This is a genomic window from Parapedobacter flavus, assembly GCF_035818675.1.
Taxonomy (GTDB): Bacteria; Bacteroidota; Bacteroidia; order Sphingobacteriales; family Sphingobacteriaceae; genus Parapedobacter; species Parapedobacter flavus.
Window position 1 is genome coordinate 38,593 of the sequence record NZ_JAYKZZ010000013.1, and the last position, 21,067, is coordinate 59,659.

Genomic DNA, 21,067 nt, shown 5'->3' on the forward strand with positions numbered 1-21,067 from the left:
ATATCTGTGAATTTTAAAACTGATTTTCGTAATCGCCTAACCTCAAAACGTTCGGTGGAAAAGGAAAAACATACCTCGTGTCGTTGGGAGGGAGAGTGTAAGTCTGATCATTCAATACACGGACTAAGGTTTTTGCAAATCGTGTATCCTTATTTAACCTTCGTAGATCAGACCATCTAAGTGCCCTAAAGATTAACTCTTTTCTTCTTTCCGTTAGAATCAACGTTAATGTCTCTTCCTGATTACTTGCAACAAGCGGCACAAACGTGTCAGATTTCCAACGCTTTTCTAATAAGGTGTTAAGATCCTTTAGTGCATTCCCGATGTCACCATTCCTTGCATAACATTCTGCCCGGATTAAATAAATTTCGTCCGTAGCTATGCCACCAAAATTGAAGACCCCATTATCGTAGCTACCAATGAAATTATACCCTCCCAGCCCCTTATCTCTGAAAAAGATGGTCTTGCGCAAATCATTTTCTTCGTAGGACTCATATAAAAGCGAATCAACAAAATAATTGTTTCCAAATAATGACCCCGGAAAAAGCCTCATTTGGATAATCACTTCATCATTTAAAAAGGGTATGGGATATGCGTCAGCTGGATTTAGCTGGTTATAGTCCAGCAATGTGTCATACAACTGCAAGCAGGAATCCGCATACATGAGTGCCAATTCATAATTTTCCATCGTTAGAAACACCCTTGCCAAAGTAGCGAAGGCGGCTGGCTTTGACGGATTTGTCTTAAACGCAGGTTTGATGGGCAGTAATTCGCTTGCCTTTTTTAAGTCTGCAACAATTTGTTGATACACTTCCCCGACAGTGGATAATTTAAGTGGCGTCGTGACATCTGTCGTTAGCCTTAGAGGGATGCCGCTATCCGTTGCAGAAGATGTATTATAGTAAGAGGCTGAAAATATCTGGCTAAGCCTGTGCCAGGCGTCCGCACGATGAAACAACGCCATGCCTCTGACATTATTATATGCATCTTGTTCATAAGGATTCGGTTGTAATTTTTGGAGGCCTTCAAGTGCAATATTGGTATAATAAATCTTCCTGTATGGATAGTTCCACTCATTGTTGATGTCGACATCATTGTAAATATCATTCGACCAGACGTAGGCATTAGCATATATTCGGCTATTCACCTGCCACCTGTTATAGGTTACGAAATAATTATCACTCGCAGCTTCACCAAGTACTGGCATTGTCTCACTCATAATTGCCGTATTATCTAACAATGCTTTTAAATCCCGTAAAGTGCTAGGGACAACTAGCGAAAGGCTCGACTTCTTGTCTAACCATTGCTCGCCGCATGATATAAAAGCTATCAACGATAGAAACGATAGGATAGAGTATATTGGTTTCATTGTCATGACGTATTTAGAATTTAGTTCTTAGACCTATGGAAATAGAACGTGGAGCTGGCAAATAAACCGCCGAGCTGTTAGGGATAGCATCCGGATCAATACCATGTTTGTTTTTGCGCCACAATACACCCAGATTGTTTGCATACATGTATATGTCAAAGCTTCTAAATAGGGTACCCCTAAGTTTACTTTGGCCGATATTATAGGATAGACTTATGTCCTGAAGCCTGATATGATCAGCCCGCTCTACCAAAATCTCTGAATTTAGATAGAAGTAGGTCTCCCTGAATATGCTAGGTGTGGATGTTGGCATAGATGGGACGCTTGTTGTTAACTCATCTCCTTGTTTCTGCCATCGTAGAGCATAATCGCTATGCCCAATACCGTTGTTGAGAAGCGCATTGTAGTCAATTGAAGAGCGTCTGAAATAGTGGCCAAGTTTGTAGGTGATGTTAAAAGAAAAACTGATTTCCCGCCATTGAATTGTATTCCTTATACCTCCGAAAAAGGTCGGATTTACAGGGCCATTGTAGACATAGTCGAGAGGGTTATTAGTCGCTTGAATTGCAGTGTAATTTGTGCTTTCTTCTCCGTTAAGGTAACCTATGGGATCTCCGGTCTGTGGGTCAAGTCCGGCCCAGCGATAACTATAAAGTGAGTATACCGGTCTACCAACGGAAGGTGCAAGTTGCGGCAGCGATCCTGTTCCAAGCTGGATATAACTGTATCCAGACGTTTGCTCCCTGTGATATTTGGTAACTTTATCCTTCGCGGAGCTAAATAGTAAATTTGTTGACCATGAGAAAGAAGGAGTAGTTATATTGTTCGTAGCTATATCTATGTCAATACCAGAGCCTACCATATTTGCAAGATTTCCTTTGAATGAATTGATTCCCATCGTAGGGTCAAGCAACGACTCCCCTATAAGGTCAAGCCCTCGCTTAGTGAAGTATTCTATGGAACCTGAAATTATTGAATTACGAATTCTGAAGTCAAGACCGATATTTGTTATATTGACTTTTTCCCATCGCAATCGAGGATTGGGGGGGGAAACAACGTATGCTGTTTGGAAACCTGTCAAGTAGTCTGGCTCATAGGATGCTGTAACATATGCAGTTATGCTTTTGTCGATATTTCCGCTGTAACCATGCGTCGCTTTCATCCTGAGATACGGCAACCAACCTACATTATAAAAACGCTCCCTTGATATTTCCCAACTCATTCCAGCTGACCACAATGGTACGCTACGCTGATTGGATTTTACCCCGAAATAATTACTCTTATCAATTCTACTGCTCAATGAAAAGGTGTACTTGTTCTTCAATGTATAAGCACCATTTATATAGTAAGATAGAAACCGGTCTGTCAGGATGTCAAAATTTTTGGGATACGGTATGTTTCGACCTGAGGTTGGGTTCGTATTGTACCTTTGATTGTAATTGACGTTCTGGCTTATCCCTGTTTCGGAATCAAAACCATATAGTCTGCTTTCATCAATTTGAATCTTTACCTGCTTTGCCTCACTGCCAATAATAGCGGACAAACTATGATTTTGACTGAAATTCTTTTGATAGGAAAGTTGCCCTCGAACGGTATTCCCAGTTAAGTCGTTGTTTCGGCGGTCAAAGATAGCTCCTACGGGAACGGGATAAGTCAAACTACCTTCTGATAATTGAGTGTAAGTGTTTATTAGATCACGTGTAAAATAAGTGTCTGTCCCTCTGATAATTCTGTTTCGCGTAAATTGTTTCTCATATTGATAAAGAATATCCGCTGTCAAACCTTCTAGAAATTCATACTTTAAGGCAGTATTGATTCTGGCACCTGAGACTTTTGTGAAGTTGTCGGCGTTGTATAGTTCATCAAGTGGATAATAATCCCAATTCATGAAGCCGGCACTTTCCATTTCTTGTTTGTAGCCATTATTATGGTCGTAGTTGACAGAAGCGGAATTTCCAGACCCATCGATGAAATTTGAATAAGGGTAATATTTTCTCGCGTTGCGCGAAACCAAATCATTTATTCCTCCATTGTTTTGGGTAGTTGCGGTGTGGAATATATTTACGTTGCTGTGAAATTGAAGTTTATCAAAAATGTACAATGAATTGGCAGCTGTTAGGTTTAACCGCTCATAGTAATTTCGTCGCTCATTTCTCATATTATTATCATAGCCCCCCGAAATGTAGAAAGTTGAACGCTCTCCACCACCACGGACACTTAAAGCATATTGTTGGTTGATACTATTCCGATATAGATACTTTGCAAAATCATCTCTTACATCATTTCTCTTAAGTCTTTCAAGTTCATCGAGTGCTAATGATTCTGAAATTGTACCATCCCTAGAGGCAATCAATGTTTCTATTACGGGCGATAGCGCCAGTTTATTTGCATTACTCTCTAAACTTTCATAATATCCTCGTGAAAAATATTCTTTTTCGACCTCAATAAAATCAGGCGATGTCATCATGGGGATATAATTGAAATCAGGTTTCGGTGCAATTGTAATGTTTGTATTTAGTTCTATTATTGGACGAGACCTGATACTTCCTTTTTTCGTTGTGATAACGATGACGCCATTCCCTGCTCTCACACCCCATATTGAGGCTGCTGCTGCATCCTTTAAAATTGATATATCCTGTATGTCATTAGGATTTATAGAATTTATATCACCGTCAAAAGGAAAATTATCTATGACAACTAGGGGCCGATCGTTTGCGAATATTGTGCTTCTGCCTCGGATGTTCAAAGTGGGTTCATTAGTACTACTCGATCTATAGAAGACCAATCCACTTGTAATACCTTCAAGTCTATCAACTAAGTTTGTACCGACTCTCCGATTTAATAATTCATTGTCAATATGTACAAATGAGCCGGTCGCCCTCTCCTTAGGTATTTCCTGATAACCCGTACTCACAACGTCTATTTCTTCCAACTCACTATACAGGAGTCTAAGCGTAACATCAATCTCCGCCCTGTTAGCAACCGTTTCAAACGGCTCATAACTAAGCAATCGAAAACGCAACGTTTCCGTCGGATATACCCCTTCAATTTCATACCACCCATCCCGGTCTGTGATGGTTTGCCAACCGGATTCTTTCACCTGTACCGTTACACCCTGCAAAGGATTCCCCAACGAATCAGTTACCCTTCCTCGGATGGTTTGCTGGCTTACCTGTCGGCCGGTTTTTTTCAATATGCCTATTTCTTTTGGTATGATGGAAATGACTTTGCCATTCGCTTCATAGGTAAACGGCTGGTTGGCCAGAACGAGCGGTAATGCCTCGAACAGGTCTTTGCTATGCAGGTGTATGGTAACGGGTCTGGCACTGGTGAAGCCTTTGTCTTTATAGAGGAATGCATACCCGCTTTGCCTGCTCATTTCCTGTAATACGTTTTTCAGCGGCTCATTTTTGGCATGAATATCTATCTTCTGTGCAATGGCACCTGCCGTTACGTTCAGACTGAAAACCGTCATCAATATCAAGGAAAGCTTCATGGCAAGAAGATAAGGAGCCGGGGTATTGCTGCCAATGGGATGCGCAGAATGGACTTTTGATACTATCGCATTGGCATGAATGTTAAAATTCATACATTTGTTGAGTTAGGTAAATACTAAATTGCTAGAAACAGTGATAAGTTTTGAGAAGCCTGGCGAATCGCCGGAAGTGGTGCTAACACTTCCGGCATTTTTATTTTCGCCAGTACAAATGATGTAATTATTTGCTGACCATAATCCTCCTTCCTTCTAATTGGAACCGTAACCCTGTATGGAACTCCAGCCCTGTCAACACTTCTGAAAGATTCACATCTCGGGGTAATATCCCCGAAAGTGTACTGCCGGTTTGTTCAGGCTTCATGATGAATTCGACATCATACCATCGCTCGACCTGCCGTGCAATGGTAGGCAAGTCGGCATTGTTCAGCACGAGAAACCCGTCTTTCCATGCGGTGTAATCCTGTACGCTTACTTCGGCAACTGTTAACCGATTGTCTTTGAGAATGGCTTGCTGGCCGGGTTTGATTATAGTTATACCAGCTTCTCCGGTGTGGGAAATGCTTACGGATCCTTCCACCAACGTGGTGGAAGTAGTCTGTTCATCTCCATACGCTGTGATGTTGAATTCCGTACCCAATACTTTTATTTCCTGTGCTTGGGTTCGCACGATAAAGGGATGTTTTTCATCGGTGGTTATGTCAAAATATCCTTCCCCCTTTAATTCGACCGTTCTTTCCTTTCCAGTGAACCGTGTTGGGTACCGTAATGAGGAAGCTGCATTGAGCCAGACTTTTGAACCATCGGGGAGTGTGATTTGGTATTGCCCACCTCGGGGCGTGCTAAGGGTGGCGTAATCTATGTCCTTTAGTGTCACGGATACTGTTTCGCCATCCGTATAAGCATATTGCTCTTTACCTGCAACGATGCCGTCTTTGTTTTCATTGAGCGGAATGCTGTTGCCGTTTGAAAAACGCAGCGTTGCACGGTTGCCTCCCGGTCCGATGTCTTCCGTTTGTTGGGCTATTGGTGCTGGGGATGAGGATTTCCAGATACCCGAGTAGATGGAAAAGCCGACAACCATGATAAGGAGTGCGGCTATTGCCGTAGCCCAGACATAATAAGGTCTGATACGCCTTGCGCCTTCATCAGGGTGGATGCTTTTCTGCACATGACCATCCACTTGCCGGGCAATGGTTTTTACGAGCATCTTGTCTATCTCAACGGGAACAGGTTGGTCAAACTCCCGCATAATGAGGTCCCTCAACTGGTCGGCATGTTTGTCCGGACCGAAGTAATCCAACAGTTGCTGAAGTTCTTGATCCGTATAATCCCCGTTGAGGTATTTGTGGAATAATTCCGTGATATGGGTGCGATGTTCGTTCAACGTCTATGCTTTTACCACTATTCAATCCTGAAAGGCAAATTAGTGACAAGGCATAGGAGAAAAAAAGTAAAATACTGATAATGAATGAGAAAATTTTCAAGAGGTTTCACCCATACGGATAGCGCAGGTAAGGAGTACGGCCAAGAGTTCGGGCCGGTTGGTAAGCTGTTCTTTCAGAAACGCCGTAGCGCGTTTGATATGCGTGTTTATGGTATTATGGGTGATGCCCAAACGTTTAGCGATGAGTTGGTAGGGCAAGCCCTCCAATTTGGCAAGGCGGTAAACCTCCCGTTGCTTTTCGGGCATCCTTTGCAGTAAATCTTCCAATATGCGCTGGTTTTCCTTTCGCAGCATATAGTCTTCAACCTGGCTTACCCCCTCTGCCATGATGGGCTGCAAATAAGTGCGTAGTCTTGCGTCATGTGCAGCTCTTCGGAACAGGTTATACGCTTTATTGCCGGCTATGGCAAACAAGTAGGATTTGAACGATTTGTCAATATTGATGGATGCCCTTTGTTCCCACACGGCTACAAAAGTATCCTGTGCTACTTCCTGTGCTAAATCCGGCGAACGGAATATATGGAGCAAGCGGCCGATAACGTGTTCTTTGTAGTGACTGTAGAGGTGTTCAAATGCTACGTGGCTACCGTCCCGTAAATTCAATAGCAATTCCTTTTCTTCTGCCGTTACCATGGCCTTTTAATCTATGGTGTATAGACGGTATAAAACCGCACCCAACCTGTTGCATTCATACCTCCTGCATCATCCGTACTTTCGATTTTACTCTCAAAACCGATTAGCTTGCTTGCCATGATTTTAAAAGTGCCGGATGTGGTATTTTCTACAGGTGGTGGATCCACTTCCAAGGTAACAGGCAGCCGGTTTTCTACGGCAAATCCCAATTGGCAGGCAGCAATCTGTACCCATTTATCATTCAGGTCAGCCAGCCGGGTTTGCTGGGTGGCATCCAAAATAAAGTTAGTACTCACCCAATCCCTGAAATCGGCACGGATGGCATCTGCTTCTATCAGAAGTGCCGGGTCAGAGAGTGCATACAGGTCAGCCATTTTGTTTGCTACACCCACTGGAGTAAAGGGTTGCATGCTCATAATGGTCGTATTTTTTGTCTATAACATCGAACAAATGTAATATTTTTGTATATAATTGGTGGAATTTCTTATAAAAAAAATAAAAATGCGATGTCAGGTAACCCATTATTCAGGTACAGGGACATTTATTTCCGGTTGATCATCTCATTGCTTGTCGCCCATTTTATAGTAACGTTTGGTGAAGCATATTCCTTATCGGAATTACTGCTCATGCGGGCATACTATCTTTCCCTGCCGGGTAGCTTTATTATTGCTTTTATCCTGATCTCTTTGGTGCGCTGGATTACGATGCGGTTGGATAAACGTTATGACTGGATGGAAAAACCTTTGCTGCGGACAGCGTTACAGTTGCTCTTTGCCATTGTAGCTGTAAGTGTGGTCGCCTTTCTATTGGCAGCATTGTATTTCAGAGTTGTATTAGGGATAAATATTTTGGATACGGCTTATCTGCAATTTGATTTTCCGGTCATCGTATTGCTGTTGATATTGCTGAATGCGTATTATATAGTTTATTATTTCTACCTGCGTGCGGTGGGCAACAAGGAGTCATCAGGGAGGGAGGTTTTTATCGTTAATAGCGGTGCGAGGAATATCCCGCTTCCGGTGGATGAGATTGCTTATTTCTTCCGCAGCGATGAGGTCAATTACGTACGGGCTGTGAACAATACGGATTATATCATTACCCAATCCTTGGATGAAGTACAGCAGCAATTAGATGAGCGGCTTTTTTTCCGGGCTAACCGGTGGTTTCTGGTAAGTTTTAAAGCTTGCCGCCATTTTGAGATGTTGTCTTACGGCAAGCTGCAATTATTTGTCATACCAGAATTTAAGGAAGCCGTCATCATCAGCCAGAAAAGGGCGAAGTCTTTTAAAGAATGGATGGAACGGTGAAGTGTATTTTACCACAGTGCAATAAAAAAGCCGGCCGTAGAAACAACCGACATAAAACATGATGATGTTTTTGCCCCGTATATCCAATGCCTATTTGCGGCAAAGAATAAGTTATTGAAGATAGCCATATTTTATGAATATCTGAATTGTTCAGTTTCTTTTTCTTGAATATTTTGCTCTTTTGCTCTAAGGAAATTCCTTGTAAATCTGTTGTACTCCCCTCCCAAATATTAGAATATTTTTAAACTCTATTCATCAGGATTTGCATTGTTAGATAATATTTGTATTTTGTTGATACAAAACGTCTTACCATGAAAAAAATTTTCCCATTTTTCCTGTTGATAGCAGGATTCATCATTTTTACCGCCTGCAATAAAGAAGGTGGCGGGGCTTCGGTTGATTCTTATAAGGTCTCAAGAGATTCTATTAGGTTCGTTGTAGATTCCACTTATATTTTTGATGATAGTGTAATAGTGGAGGATACTGCTTTTTTGGATAGTGCATGTTTTAGGAATCAAGGCGGCACCTTTATGCTATATGCGAAGTTCGCAGGTTTTCCTGCTCCTAATTATATATGGGTACAACTAGGAAGTACATGGTATGGCCCTGCTCCGGTGTCTTTTGTGAGTCCGCCCAATACTTTCATTTATCACAGCCTTTGGCTTGACCAGCAGATTAAATACCTATTATTAAATTGTGTGAATATAAGGTTTACGTATTCACCGCCTTTCTATTCATCGCCGTATATCGACAGGTATGTATGCAGGTGTTGGTAAGTTGGTTGCGGATGGTCATGGTTTTGCGGCGTTCCTTTGCACGAGTTCCTTTCAGGAAACATCGTGCAGGACATAAAATATAAGGTTTACGTATTCACCGCCTTTTTATTCATCGCCGTATATCGACAGGTATGTATGCAAGGTGTTGGTAAGTTGGTTGCGGATGGCTATGGTTTTGCGGCGTTCCTTTGCACGAGTTCCTTTCAGGAAATATCGTGCAGGACATAATAGCTTGTATTTGTTCTTCTAAAATAATGCTCGTTGGAAACGTTGGTTTCAGCTCCAAAAATACAGTTTCAGACATGCAATCAGCATGTGGAGCGTTTTAGAGAAACAGATTGTTCTTCTGCCAAGCCGTTTTAAATGTGTTCGTAAGGTGAGGTTTTTCCTTTCAATATGATTGGTTCCGTTTTTTCTATTATGATGAATTTCAGAAGGTATGAGGCGGTTGTAGCTTGGTAACCTGTCGGTATGGATGTTTTTTGCTTCGGCAAATAACAAAGTGGATGTTACTTGCTGAAGGGTTTTATTGGTTCTTTTCCCTACTGTAAAATCTGCTACTTCTTTGGTATCCTTTCTAATGGCGTAAGCAATCCAATACTGCCGGTTTTTCTTTTGGATATAGGTGCACATTTCATCCATCTCATATTCTTTATGGTAGCTCAATATTGGCTTGGAGATAGAAGCAGCTAAGTTTATGATTCTTCTCAACACCGTACTGACAGCGATATGCAGTATCCTGGCAATGCTGCGCATCCCGCAACCTTCTACCAGCAGCGTTTTTATTTGATGGTTCTGAATGGTATATGCAGGATAGCTGTATTCTTTTACAAAGGTTTTGTGGCATTGTTTACAGCGATAGCGCTGTTTGTTATTAATGGTTCCGTATTTTATGGATGGGGTGTTACAGTTTTTGCAAGCTGGGTTGATGTTCATTTTTTCCTTGCAAGTTTGGCATTATTTCCACCAATCCAAGTGTTCTAAATCCATCCATGATGTTACCGGGTATATCCCTTGTTCTCCTGTTTCGTAGAATTTGGCAGAACTGTGTGGGTAATCTATGGCCGCATCCGCCAACATCCATTTTTTGCTGCATGGGTTGGCGTGGATATAGTTCATTTTTTGCAGGATGAATTTCTGTGAATAGCAGTGCAGTACATCAAAGCTTTTTTTGAAGACCGCATATTTCTTTTGCCGTTTGATGTCTGAGTTGTTGACTGCTGTTTGTAATTGGTGGAGGATGTTTGTGTTATGTGTTTCTTGAAGTCTTTTTATGATTTCATAAGTCATGAATCTTTTGCCGTTGCCGATGAGTGTATTGAGGCTTTTTTCTCCGCCGTGGTATGCGAGTAGCAGGTGTATATGGTTGGGCATGATGACGTAGCTGATGATGAGGTGGCCTTGTTGTTGCAGATGGCCGAACCAGTTATACACGAGGTCATAGGCGTTGGTGAGTTGTATGAGGGGAAGCCAGTGGGTGTTGGTGAAGGTGATGAAGTAAAGTCCCTGTTCGTGTATATGGGGTTTGCGGATGGACATAGTTTTACTGCGTTGCTTTGCACGAGTTCCTTTCAGGAAACATCGTGCAGGACACGGATTTTTTTCGTCACCAACAAGTTGATAGCACTATGTACCTTTTTATGGCTTTACAGCCTCATAATCTGTGTGTTTTCCTGTTTCGTAGGTGAAGATATTAGGCGTTTTTAAATTTTCGTGTTATTAGAAGTATTGATTTTATTGGCTTTTATCTTGGTTTTTTAAGAAAACAACAAGTTGAGAACATTACCAAATTGCTAGATTATCGTCCTGCTTTATTTATTAATTCACATGTCAACACTTTCCCTTGACCAATATAACCAACAATTTGACTGTCTTTATAAAATGAAACCGGCTCTAAGTATAATGCCTTACGTAGGTGCTGATTATTCCATGTCAATCCATTATCTTTTGAAATGTACATTATAGGAGTTGACCCACCGAACCCGTGATGCATAGAATGATCTACTTCTGATGCAATAATTACAATGGCGTCATTATATTTATACATTTTGTGAATTGAAATATTTTCATTTTGTGAAAATATTTCAATTTCTTTTGATTTTCCATTTTTATAGTTGTGTAAAATAAACTTGTTATTCTCATTACTTAATAACCAATAACTACCATTTGCGTCAACACTAAACTCTACAATATCTATATCTTTTATGTATACCTGAACGGAATCTAATTCATTATTTTTTTTAGTTATGGAATAAATCCAATTTGTTTTTTTATTTCTTTTAGAAGAAATAAAAAAAATTTTTTCAGGCATAAATTTAACCACATCTACTGATTTGTTCAAATACTGCGTAGTCCAACTTTTTCCACCATTCATCGTACTTAATACCTGATAATCTCCTGAAATATTTGATGATCTGTAAATGACATAACCTCTTTCTTCTGAATCAAAAAATACATCCTTAACAAATGCATTACCGTTATCCCATTCATGTATTTTTACTATAGTTTTATTTTCCTTTGAAATTTTATAAAGTTTGTGCACGCTGTACTTTAGAGATTGTTTTTCTTTGTAGTGTTGTCTACTAATCAAATATATATATTCTTTGGTTTGACAAACAGCTTGGCACTTCCCTGGTATTCTATTTTTAATGGATCTCCAACCGCCGCTCATATCTTCTACGTTAGTTTGTTGAATCGTTATTTCACTAGTACGAAAATCTAACTTGTTCACTTCTATCACTCCGAATAAATAATGATGGTTTTCATCTGTTAACTGATGAGTAAATAATTCATGCCGAATATTAATGTTCGTTTGATAAATAATGCAGTTTGATAAATTAGGCTTACAACTGAGTATAATAACTATAATAAAAAATATTATAGGCGTTTTTATCTTCATAGTAATTTAATATTTAATTTCCCATGGCTTTAACATTCCAGGATTTATTGGTGAATTCAAATAGAGAGTCGGATAAAATGGATTATTTAATATATGTGGCAGTATTTGAATAATTTGATGAAGACCCTTAAAGGAGAAATATGAATCTAACCCGTCCGGGGTTTGCATTATTTTCCATAAATCAGGTACTCCAAGTTGCCCAAATTTCCCACTTTCAGTATATGCAGGGACGTGAGTACTATATGCAAATTTTGTAAAAGCAGTATTGTCTCCTTGAATAGATGGAGTGGCATTAATCCCTTCATTCATTTTTATTTGCAAAGATATTGCAGTTTCGTCCAACCATTCTTTACCTACATCAGATAACGTCGCTCGAGTTTCATTATTAAAACGATTAAAATATTTATGTCCATACCCTAAATAATAATCTGGCGGACGGGTATTATATTTTGATATGTGATTTTTGTATCTTTCAACATAGTAATTTTCATTACCAGTTACTTCTATATCATCATATTGATATTGCACCATATGAGGGTTTACGCCGTTTGTTAATTGCCAACCAGAGTTTTTTGTCATTGTCCAATTATAACCAAAAACGTCCGTAGTGGTTGCTCCTACAGACAAATTAGCACAAGGAATATATACGTCACCTACTTTTTGCCAACACCTTCCATCCTGATCGGTATAAGATATTGGATTGTCAGCCATTGCGGCATATGGAGATATCGTAATATTCTTATTAGCATCTGCAAGAGGGTCAACAGCTGTAAATCTCCCTAATTGTGGGTCATATTCTCTTGCCATCAAGTCATACCAATGCAAATTGTTATGTTTTTCTAACTGAGCAGAGGTATACAAGTATCTGTTTTTTACAGGATTGTTAGAAGCAATATTTACAGTAAGTCCATAAGGGTAATAATGATTTTCTTCAACTAATTGACCCACATAATGTGATATACTTATCTGATCCATAAAGACATCAAGATTGTATGTAAGAGTGCTTATGTAAACAGATAAATATCCATTTCTTCCTACAGTCAACGGATTTTGTGTGCCTAACTGTTGCCACTCGCCAGCATCACCACTAATTTGAATAGCACCACTTTCTTCAGGTACAATATGATAGTTTTCATCAAAGAAAATATAGTTTAAAAAAGCTTTTGGTTTATTCGGGTCTGTGTTGTCATGCAGAATATTATGGTAAGCGTCTACATAATTAGTTGTAGAAAACAGTTGTTCAACATAATCAATGCCATTATTTTCAGCTCCGCCTTCAAATCCTCCCAGCCCCTCAGAGAGAGTGGAAATAATAGCACTTAACATATCTTCCGCAGAAGGCTCGGTTTCGTTACTAAATGCTCCTTCATAGTAGCTATTTGCAGATAACCCAATTTTATCTCCTGCCATCACTTTTAAAACTATAGATGTGCCAATTTTATGGTCTTGTTCAGAAGCGTTAAGTCTTGCAGCCATTACATCGCCAGGATCAGGACTATCTGGATTATCATCTCTTACATCGTCTATATTACCAAATAAAAACGATTCAAGTCCTGCAGATGCAATTTCATGAGTGGCTAAATAGTCAAAAGGAATCGGCATTTCTACGGGCGTAATTATATTTCTAACATTCCCCAAATGATCTTTTACGAAAAAATGATAAGTAAACGTATTATCAGGATTTCTTAGAGCATATCCTTCTTCATGGGCAACGGTGTAAAGTTCTAAATTTTTATAAGTGAACGTGCCAATGTAATCATAGATGTCATTATTAGAACCTTGATATATTTCCATTAGTTTATTACCTGAAGCGTCATACACATAATGTATAAAATCCCCATTATTAAACTGCACACTTTCCGGCTTATTAAAGTGATTATTATAGATTACAATACCCTTATTTTTATCTTCTTCCATTTTACCACTAGGGTTATATACATAATCTACGTTTGTTGTATTATTATCTTTAAAATCATAATCAGAAAGCTGATTATTTACTGATATTGCGTCTGTTACAAATTGAAGTTTATTGCTAGCATCGCCATTTGCATAAGTATAATTAAGTTGATCTATAATAGTAGGTAGGACAGCTCCTGTAATTAAACCTAAACCATATCTATCTAATGTTTTTATGTTCCCATTCTTATCATATGTTATGTTATTTTCTGTAAAATTAGTTTCATATTTATGCCATACGGGTCCTGTAGGAAAATGCGTATTTCCAAATTCTCTATAATCACCACTAAGAAGCCTGCCTAACTTATCGTAAACATATCCATATGCTCTAGGCTTACTCACGCCCGGACCTTTCCATATGATGCCACTAATATTTCCATCATGATAAATATCAGAGAAAGCATTATTATAATATTTTATTGCTTCTCCAAATGTTACCTTGGATGCATATGCACCTTCCGCATAATGAGCATTTATACCAGTTAAATCTCCCCTTACATTATAAGTATAGTCTTGATTTTCTATACTGCCTAAAGATTTTCTTGATATTCTTCCTAAATCATCATATGAATATGCAGCTATATTTTTCCATAAACTTGCGTTATCAATTTTATGGCTTATAACAGTTGGTTGTTGAGTGACTGTATTATATATATGATTAGTATAAACATTTGTATTCGTTTTTGAACTTAATGGGTTATTGTGTTTTATAATTGTATTAAGGATTTTTCCTTTAAAATCATATTGTGTAGCTGAGATATCCCACCCGTTTCTATGGTTTTGTGTTTTGGTTTGAATAACTCTACCGTTATTGTCATAAAAATACACTGTAGTTACCCAGTCTAATACATTATTAAAATAGCTAGGATTAGCAACAGTCGATTTAAGAACTCTTGTTTTTGTAGCTGTTTTGTATCCTTTCGTTCTATAGTTTACAGTCGGTTGTACAGCATATATACTATTAGTAGTATAGCCAGTGTAAACAGTAGGATCAAAGGGTATGTTAGACACATAATCATAATCATCATAATAAGTATATGTCAGAATAACACAATGTGATAAAGAAGTTGGATAATTACCTTCTCCATTATCAAATCCAATATAGTATTCTAGGTTACTTGGCGTATTCAAATTAGAGTTTATAGGACATGGTGTAGTTGTAAGCCAAGTTTGCCAAGTTTGTCTGTTAATAACGCTATTATTACTAACTAATAATCCAGTTATTGTCGGCCTGTCTAATTTGTCATATAATGTAAAACTCCATTGAGCATTTTGTCGCTGGTAAGGCGTTTGACTAAGTACTTTTCTGTCTTTTTTGTCATATACATAGAATTCATTTCCAATTTGTCCCGAAGTATGTTTCTCTATAACTTTCCCAAAATCATCATAAACAAAATAATCCATCAAATCTTCAATTAGGCTGTTTGTAAATTGCCAATTATTAATAACTAAAATATCAAAAGCTTTGGGAGAAATAATGTGAGATAACCTGTCAAAATTATCATACACATAATAAGTGTGGCGATAATCTGAACCTTCAATTAATTCTTTAATGCAAATTAATTTTTCATCTTTATCATAAAACTCTTCTTTGTAGTGCCCATCAGGTGTTGTAATAATTTTTTTGTCAAGAGTATAGGAGTTGTAAAAACCAACTTTTTCGGGTTTGCCAGTATTTTCATTCATATCCAAATTATAAACTTCATTATTTGCATTTAATTTATAATTTATTTCTGTAGCTCTATCCTGACCTATTGACGTTTTGCCTGGTAGGTAGGTATAGTCAGCTATTGTATTATCGGATTTTGTTACAGTTGTAATCTTTTTTGATAAAGCCGAACCTCTTTCTTCCACGGGGTAGTAATTGTGCTGATTAGCATATGGGCTTAACTGGAACTTAAACGTACTACTGATATATGGGAGAAAACCCAAAGTAGAGTTAGATGGTCTGTTATCAAAACACTCTACAAGATGTTGAGACATAGAACTTGTTTTGTTACGATGAACCTTTTCCATAGTTCGACCCCATCCATCTTTGTAGTCAGTAGATAGATTTACTAAGGTAGGATGTGAGTTTACGTTTATGCTTGCAGTATTATTATTTGGAGTCAAAGGCTCATACGTTCTCGTATAATTAAATAGAGTTGGAGCAGTATTCCCGTTAGCGTTATATGCTGAAGGAAGCGTCTGTGAAGTGATGTTGCCTGAAATAGTATTGTCAACAATGCTATTACTTCCTTGAACGGGTAAATTTTGACGATTTTGGCCAACTACTGAAGTTGATAGTAATTGCAATAATACAATTATGTATATGTAGTTAATGTTTTTCATAAATAGTTTTTTTAGTCGTTACCTTGAATTATAGTTTCTGTTTTGCTGATAATATTTCCATCGTCATCTCTGACAATACTTAAGTTACCAAAAGCATCATATTCATAGAATGTAATTCTGTCATTTATATCAACTTCAGAAGTTTTGCCAACTAGTGGTAAATAATTCAAATTTGTCATCTGAGCATCTGCTGGGTATACGCGCAATTCATCTACATATCCATCTCCCCACATCCCTATATTTGTGGCTTTAGCAACAAATTCACACCTATACAAGGACCAACCATTGTATGTTTTTATGAGCTGTTTTGTAGATTGAGAATTAGGTATAGGATCAATCCCATCATTTACGTCAATTGTTCCTCCCTGTTTAGCCCAATATGAAACAATATATTTTTTTCCAAGTTGCAGGTTCTGGGTCGTCCAAATACCATTACCATTAAAGATGTGGTAAGAATATCTGCCTAAAAAATAATTAGCAGAATTAATATGTCCTATGTTAAATTCCCAATTTCCTTTATTATGGTCAGGTGTATTTTGATAAATTGACTCAAATCCGCAATAAGCTACTTCCTCATGTTTTGCATTAACAGCTTCTGCGATTGATATTTCCCTGATATTATCCCAAATACTTGCATTAACCTTAGTCCCTGTTCTATCTGTTTGCTCTAAAGCAAACCCTCTACTATCAAACTTGGTAATAGTTGATTTTAATTCAAAATTAGGAACGCTCAAGCCTTGAGACATGAGATTAGCTAAATTATTGAGATTGCCATTAGTCGGGTAGTGAGGGATACTGTACATGCTAAAGCTGTATGGGTTTATGGGCGATAAGAGTGAATTTTTTTTAAGAGCATAAAAATATTTTGGTCTAATAATATTTCCTGATACCACAGAGTATCCTATTGGAGTTATGTCTAAAAGTTTACCATCCTTTTCCTTTTGTTTATATAGGACTTTTCTAATGCCTTCAGATGCTAACTTATTAGCAGCAGCACCCGAATTTTGATGTAAAGCAAAATAGGAATAAACATTAAGAGATTCCAATTGCTCAATTTTAGAATTATCAACCTTTTCAATAATTACATTACCAAATTTATCACTTTCATATTGTGTAGTAATTGTATTATAATCAGTAGGACTTACATAGTTTTTTTCTGTCTTTGAGGTAAGAACCGCTTTCCCAGTAAATGGATAATAAACGTCTCGTATCCAACTTGTGTTATGCTCGTCGTTAACATCTCTTTGAGTGCGTAAAGAATGTTCTCCCTCCCAATCCTGAGTTTGTAGATAATTGCTAGTTATGATATATTTATTCTCAACTATCTTAATTAGAGAACTAGACTGATTGTAAAATTCTATTTGTGTAGGCAAACCAATTCCCCAGCTTCTTATGTATTGTTTATTTGTATATGGTGCAACTCCATATGGTTTATTGTAATCTGGATGTGTTGATAATGGGAAAGGTGGATTATAAGTATTATGACCAATGTCTGCATTTAAATCTCCGTAAATTCCGGAAAATTTGTATTTTATTGAGTTGAGCAATATTCCATTTCTGTCTTTATTAATTTCTTCTACTCCTAAAAAGCCGTATCTAGATCCATTTAACCCTGTATTAAGTAAATTGGCATGATTAAAATATAATGTCCAAGTTTGTTGAGTATGGTTATAGTCAATCGTAGAAAAAGGCCTGCTAGCATAACCCTCATTGACAAAGTGTTCGGCATTTGTATAGCTATACTCTGACGTAACATCATTATCATGATTATATCCATCGTAATATTCAATATGATCTAGTATCAAACCACTTGTTATTATACCACTAGCAAGCGGAGATTTGTAAGAAAAACTTATTTGACCGCCTGTTGAATTTTTTATTTTTGTCAAACTACCGGCAGCAGCATATAAACCTGTAAAATTAGGCATATCATCAGCCCCAAAATACTCATTTGTATTTGGGTACGTCCCAGTTGTAAAAATTGCCTTGGGTATTGTCAATAATGAGTAATTTTGACTATTATGGATGTTATGATAATCACCTGCCTTAGAATTGTTTGCATACCCAAACCTATCTCTTCCTCCATATAATCTTTCAGGTAAACAACGAGGATCATATTCAAAGGAATAATATTTTTTCGTTTGATTATTTCTTTGCAAATCAATAGACATTAAAAAAAGCCTTGCTTGATGTTTTTGAAAGGTTACTGGACCATTATAATTTAATATACAAGGAACCTCAAAACTGTTTCCTGACTGTGACTGTAATTGTGAAGAAGGCGATGCCATCATGTAACTTTGATTGAAATGATAAACATAGTTTTGTCCATTACAACACTTTTCATTTACTTTAATACTTATCAATCTTTTACTTTTGGCATCTAAACGATCTGTGTTTTCATACTGAAATTCAACGTTAATATTATTGGGGTATTCTATTTTTTTCAATTGGCTATAACGAGTAGGTCCATATTGAATCATTGAAAAGCTTTCTCCATAATTATTATTTTTAGTTTGAAAAGTTTGACTATTACTTAACTCCTCTCCAGTAGCTATGTGTATTATGTCATAAGTAAAATTTATCTCTTTTCCCTCATATGTAACTACCTTATCAAGTAACCAAGAGCTTATTACCGTACGATTCGAATACGTATAAGTATTAGTATTAGCATGATATGTACTACCTTCATCATGTTGAGATGAACTAAAATAAAATTTATTATGATTCTCATCAGTTACCACAAATAGTAAATTATTTACATCTGTATTGTTGTTTGGAATTTGTCCATAGATCGGAATTCCATTAAATATTCTTTGAATATTAAAATTACTATTATTAGGGATTGTTAATAGTTCCCCTGTTCTAGAAAACATGAATGTAATTGGCTTACCTCCAAGATTTAAATGAAATAAATCAGGCTCGAAATCATTATGAGTAATATTAGCATCTGTAGGATGCCAAAAGCCTCTGTATTTGATATCTTTATAGATATTACCATTAACATAACCTGCCCATACTTTATAAGTATGAAACTTTTCATCTTGTATTCCTCGAATTTCTCTATCAATCCTCGCTCCACAAAATAGTTCCCACCCCATACCTATTGGGCTTGATAGCCTATCTACTAGTATTCCTGAGGTATTGTATATGATTCTTACCCCCAAATCTATGCCATTAACGTTATAATCATATATAGGAATGTTTACATTAGCCGTACCTGTGAATAAATCCTTTTGAAGAATTTGTCGTGTCTGATTTTCAGCATATGTTTTTTCATTTTGGTAATTATTCCAATATTCTTGCGAAAATGTTTTAGACATAATTCCAACATTAAGAACTAAACTTAACCATATGGCTGTGATTTTCTTCATTTTTTACATTTTACTTGTTACAAATCTTAAAATAAACGGGCTTCTCGCTCCTTTATCCTGCCACCACACATCATATAATACCTGCACAGCACCGTTCCATTTACTGTTGAGACGGTATTGTTTGGTAAGTCCTATAAGTACAGCTTCGCTGTATCGATCATTATGATGGGGAGTTGGTTGTAATTGAATCGTTTCCTGTTCAGGGTTCATATTCCAGTTGCCCACTCGGCGGTATAGCCTTTCATAACCTGCATAGGCACCCACACCAAACTTCCATTCCCATTGGATAAAAGTTCTGAATCCGATACCCTGCAAACTGATATTAATGTTATTCCAATCCTGTCCTAAACCGATATTAGCTGCTATCCCAATACCTGATGTCAAACGGGGCGAATGCTTGTAACCTGTCATGACTGCCAGCTCTAGCACAGCAGGTTGTGAACCATTAGGGGTAGCCCTGCGAGTTTGATAAGTATAACTTTTTACCCACCGCTGCCTGAAGGGTAAACCTTTCATAGGATTGACGCGGAAAGGAGATTGTTGTAGTTCTGCTTTAGTTTTCTGTAAGGAGTTTTTCGTTTCTTTCACTTCATTCACCGTTTGCTTGATATTACCTGTTTTATCTCCTAATCCTGTTACCGATGTTTGCCAGTCTTTGACCTGACTACCCATATTCTCTTGGAGTTTACTCAGGTTATCACCAAACTTTTGTTGCAGGTGTTTGTTCACTTGTCTTTTTGTTTGAAAACCCATTCGTTCTAAATCTTCTACACTGGTAGCGGATTGCATGGGGCTTTTATTTTGTTGAAAGGCTTGGTCAAAACCTTCTGTGCCCTGTAGCCATTCCAATGCTTTTTCTTCTGCTTTATCGGGGTCATCTGCCAACTGCTTCCATGATTTCATTTTAGCTTTCGAATAAAAAATATCTTTCTGTATTCCTTTTGACCATTTGCTATCACCACCTATACGGGTCAGCTCTTTTGCTTTTTGGTCAATCTGCTTTTGAATATATTGCTGGTAATTGAGGTTGGTTTCCAACCGATTGAGTTTATCTATGTTACCATGTTCTGTAGGTAAACTGCCTTGTGAAGCGGATAAGGCAGATGCTTGTTTGGATATAAAACCTTGTATTTTTTTCAGGCTGTCCACCACTCGGTTGGTTTGCATTCTTGTTTTGGCAAGTTTAGTTGCACTATCGGCATTAAGACTATGAACAAGCGAATCATAACTGATGCGTTGTTGCTGCATTCGTACATAAGCAACACTATCATTACGCTTCAGATGCTTTAGCATCTTGGTTTCTTTTTTAGAAAGTTTTTTTAGGAGTTTGGATTGTTCTTTGGATATTCTATGATAATATCGGTCTAACTTTTTTGTATTGATCTCTATATAATGCTTCCCATACGAAACCGTTCTTGCTGTCTCTTCTTGAGCGTAGCATGATAGAGTGGTTAGGAATAATATCAGATAGAGGGTCGGTTTCAT

12 protein-coding genes are annotated in these 21,067 nt (G+C 37.7%); 1 reads left to right on the forward strand and 11 read right to left on the reverse strand.

Annotated features, from left to right (window positions below; genetic code table 11):
• Positions 1-13 precede the first annotated feature (13 nt).
• From U9S71_RS11260 to U9S71_RS11280, 5 genes are all read right to left on the reverse strand, one after another.
• Positions 14-1,375 (reverse strand): RagB/SusD family nutrient uptake outer membrane protein, encoded by a 1,362-nt coding sequence (locus tag U9S71_RS11260; protein WP_326327549.1) that lies wholly within the window; start codon positions 1,373-1,375, stop codon positions 14-16.
• Positions 1,376-1,382: 7 nt separating this feature from the next.
• Positions 1,383-4,958 (reverse strand): SusC/RagA family TonB-linked outer membrane protein, encoded by a 3,576-nt coding sequence (locus U9S71_RS11265; RefSeq protein ID WP_326327550.1) that lies wholly within the window; start codon positions 4,956-4,958, stop codon positions 1,383-1,385.
• A 127-nt stretch (positions 4,959-5,085) separates the two neighbouring features.
• Positions 5,086-6,249 carry a FecR family protein gene (locus U9S71_RS11270; RefSeq protein WP_326327551.1) on the reverse strand — a complete coding sequence of 388 codons (1,164 nt, stop codon included), beginning with the start codon at positions 6,247-6,249 and terminating at the stop codon, positions 5,086-5,088.
• Positions 6,250-6,345: 96 nt separating this feature from the next.
• The gene (locus tag U9S71_RS11275) at positions 6,346-6,942 is read right to left on the reverse strand and encodes an RNA polymerase sigma factor (protein WP_326327552.1); all 597 of its coding nucleotides are present in this window, start codon (positions 6,940-6,942) and stop codon (positions 6,346-6,348) included.
• A gap of 11 nt (positions 6,943-6,953) precedes the next feature.
• Positions 6,954-7,358, reverse strand: a complete 405-nt coding sequence (locus U9S71_RS11280) for a hypothetical protein (protein WP_326327554.1) — start codon at positions 7,356-7,358, stop codon at positions 6,954-6,956.
• 90 nt (positions 7,359-7,448) lie between these two features.
• Here U9S71_RS11280 and U9S71_RS11285 point away from each other — a divergent pair, with 90 nt between their 5' ends.
• Positions 7,449-8,249, forward strand: coding sequence for a LytR/AlgR family response regulator transcription factor (locus U9S71_RS11285; protein ID WP_326327556.1), 801 nt, complete (start codon positions 7,449-7,451; stop codon positions 8,247-8,249).
• Between the two features lie 1,052 nt (positions 8,250-9,301).
• Here the strand turns inward: U9S71_RS11285 and U9S71_RS11290 are convergent.
• From U9S71_RS11290 to U9S71_RS11315, 6 genes are all read right to left on the reverse strand, one after another.
• A complete protein-coding gene (locus U9S71_RS11290; protein WP_326327558.1) occupies positions 9,302-9,961 on the reverse strand; it encodes an IS1 family transposase in 660 nt (219 codons plus the stop codon).
• 21 nt (positions 9,962-9,982) lie between these two features.
• Positions 9,983-10,564 (reverse strand): hypothetical protein, encoded by a 582-nt coding sequence (locus tag U9S71_RS11295; protein WP_326327559.1) that lies wholly within the window; start codon positions 10,562-10,564, stop codon positions 9,983-9,985.
• Positions 10,565-10,823: 259 nt separating this feature from the next.
• Entirely contained in the window at positions 10,824-11,924 is a 1,101-nt protein-coding gene (locus U9S71_RS11300; RefSeq protein ID WP_326327561.1) for a hypothetical protein, read from the reverse strand.
• 6 nt (positions 11,925-11,930) lie between these two features.
• On the reverse strand, positions 11,931-16,211 hold the full coding sequence (locus tag U9S71_RS11305) for an RHS repeat-associated core domain-containing protein (protein WP_326327563.1): 4,281 nt from the start codon (positions 16,209-16,211) through the stop codon (positions 11,931-11,933).
• Positions 16,212-16,222: 11 nt separating this feature from the next.
• Complete coding sequence (locus U9S71_RS11310) at positions 16,223-19,582, reverse strand: hypothetical protein (RefSeq protein ID WP_326327564.1); 3,360 nt, start codon at positions 19,580-19,582, stop codon at positions 16,223-16,225.
• Between the two features lie 3 nt (positions 19,583-19,585).
• Complete coding sequence (locus tag U9S71_RS11315; protein ID WP_326327566.1) at positions 19,586-21,067, reverse strand: hypothetical protein; 1,482 nt, start codon at positions 21,065-21,067, stop codon at positions 19,586-19,588.

Excerpts from the sequence above, each read along its gene's own strand:
- U9S71_RS11315 (WP_326327566.1), bottom strand. The coding sequence starts at position 21,067 with ATGAAACCGACCCTCTATCTGATATTATTCCTAACCACTCTATCATGC.
- U9S71_RS11305 (WP_326327563.1), bottom strand. The coding sequence starts at position 16,211 with ATGAAAAACATTAACTACATATACATAATTGTATTATTGCAATTACTA.
- U9S71_RS11285 (WP_326327556.1), top strand. The coding sequence starts at position 7,449 with ATGTCAGGTAACCCATTATTCAGGTACAGGGACATTTATTTCCGGTTG.
- U9S71_RS11290 (WP_326327558.1), bottom strand. The coding sequence starts at position 9,961 with ATGAACATCAACCCAGCTTGCAAAAACTGTAACACCCCATCCATAAAA.
- U9S71_RS11300 (WP_326327561.1), bottom strand. The coding sequence starts at position 11,924 with ATGAAGATAAAAACGCCTATAATATTTTTTATTATAGTTATTATACTC.
- U9S71_RS11295 (WP_326327559.1), bottom strand. The coding sequence starts at position 10,564 with ATGTCCATCCGCAAACCCCATATACACGAACAGGGACTTTACTTCATC.
- U9S71_RS11280 (WP_326327554.1), bottom strand. The coding sequence starts at position 7,358 with ATGAGCATGCAACCCTTTACTCCAGTGGGTGTAGCAAACAAAATGGCT.
- U9S71_RS11260 (WP_326327549.1), bottom strand. The coding sequence starts at position 1,375 with ATGACAATGAAACCAATATACTCTATCCTATCGTTTCTATCGTTGATA.
- U9S71_RS11265 (WP_326327550.1), bottom strand. The coding sequence starts at position 4,958 with ATGAATTTTAACATTCATGCCAATGCGATAGTATCAAAAGTCCATTCT.
- U9S71_RS11275 (WP_326327552.1), bottom strand. The coding sequence starts at position 6,942 with ATGGTAACGGCAGAAGAAAAGGAATTGCTATTGAATTTACGGGACGGT.
- U9S71_RS11310 (WP_326327564.1), bottom strand. The coding sequence starts at position 19,582 with ATGAAGAAAATCACAGCCATATGGTTAAGTTTAGTTCTTAATGTTGGA.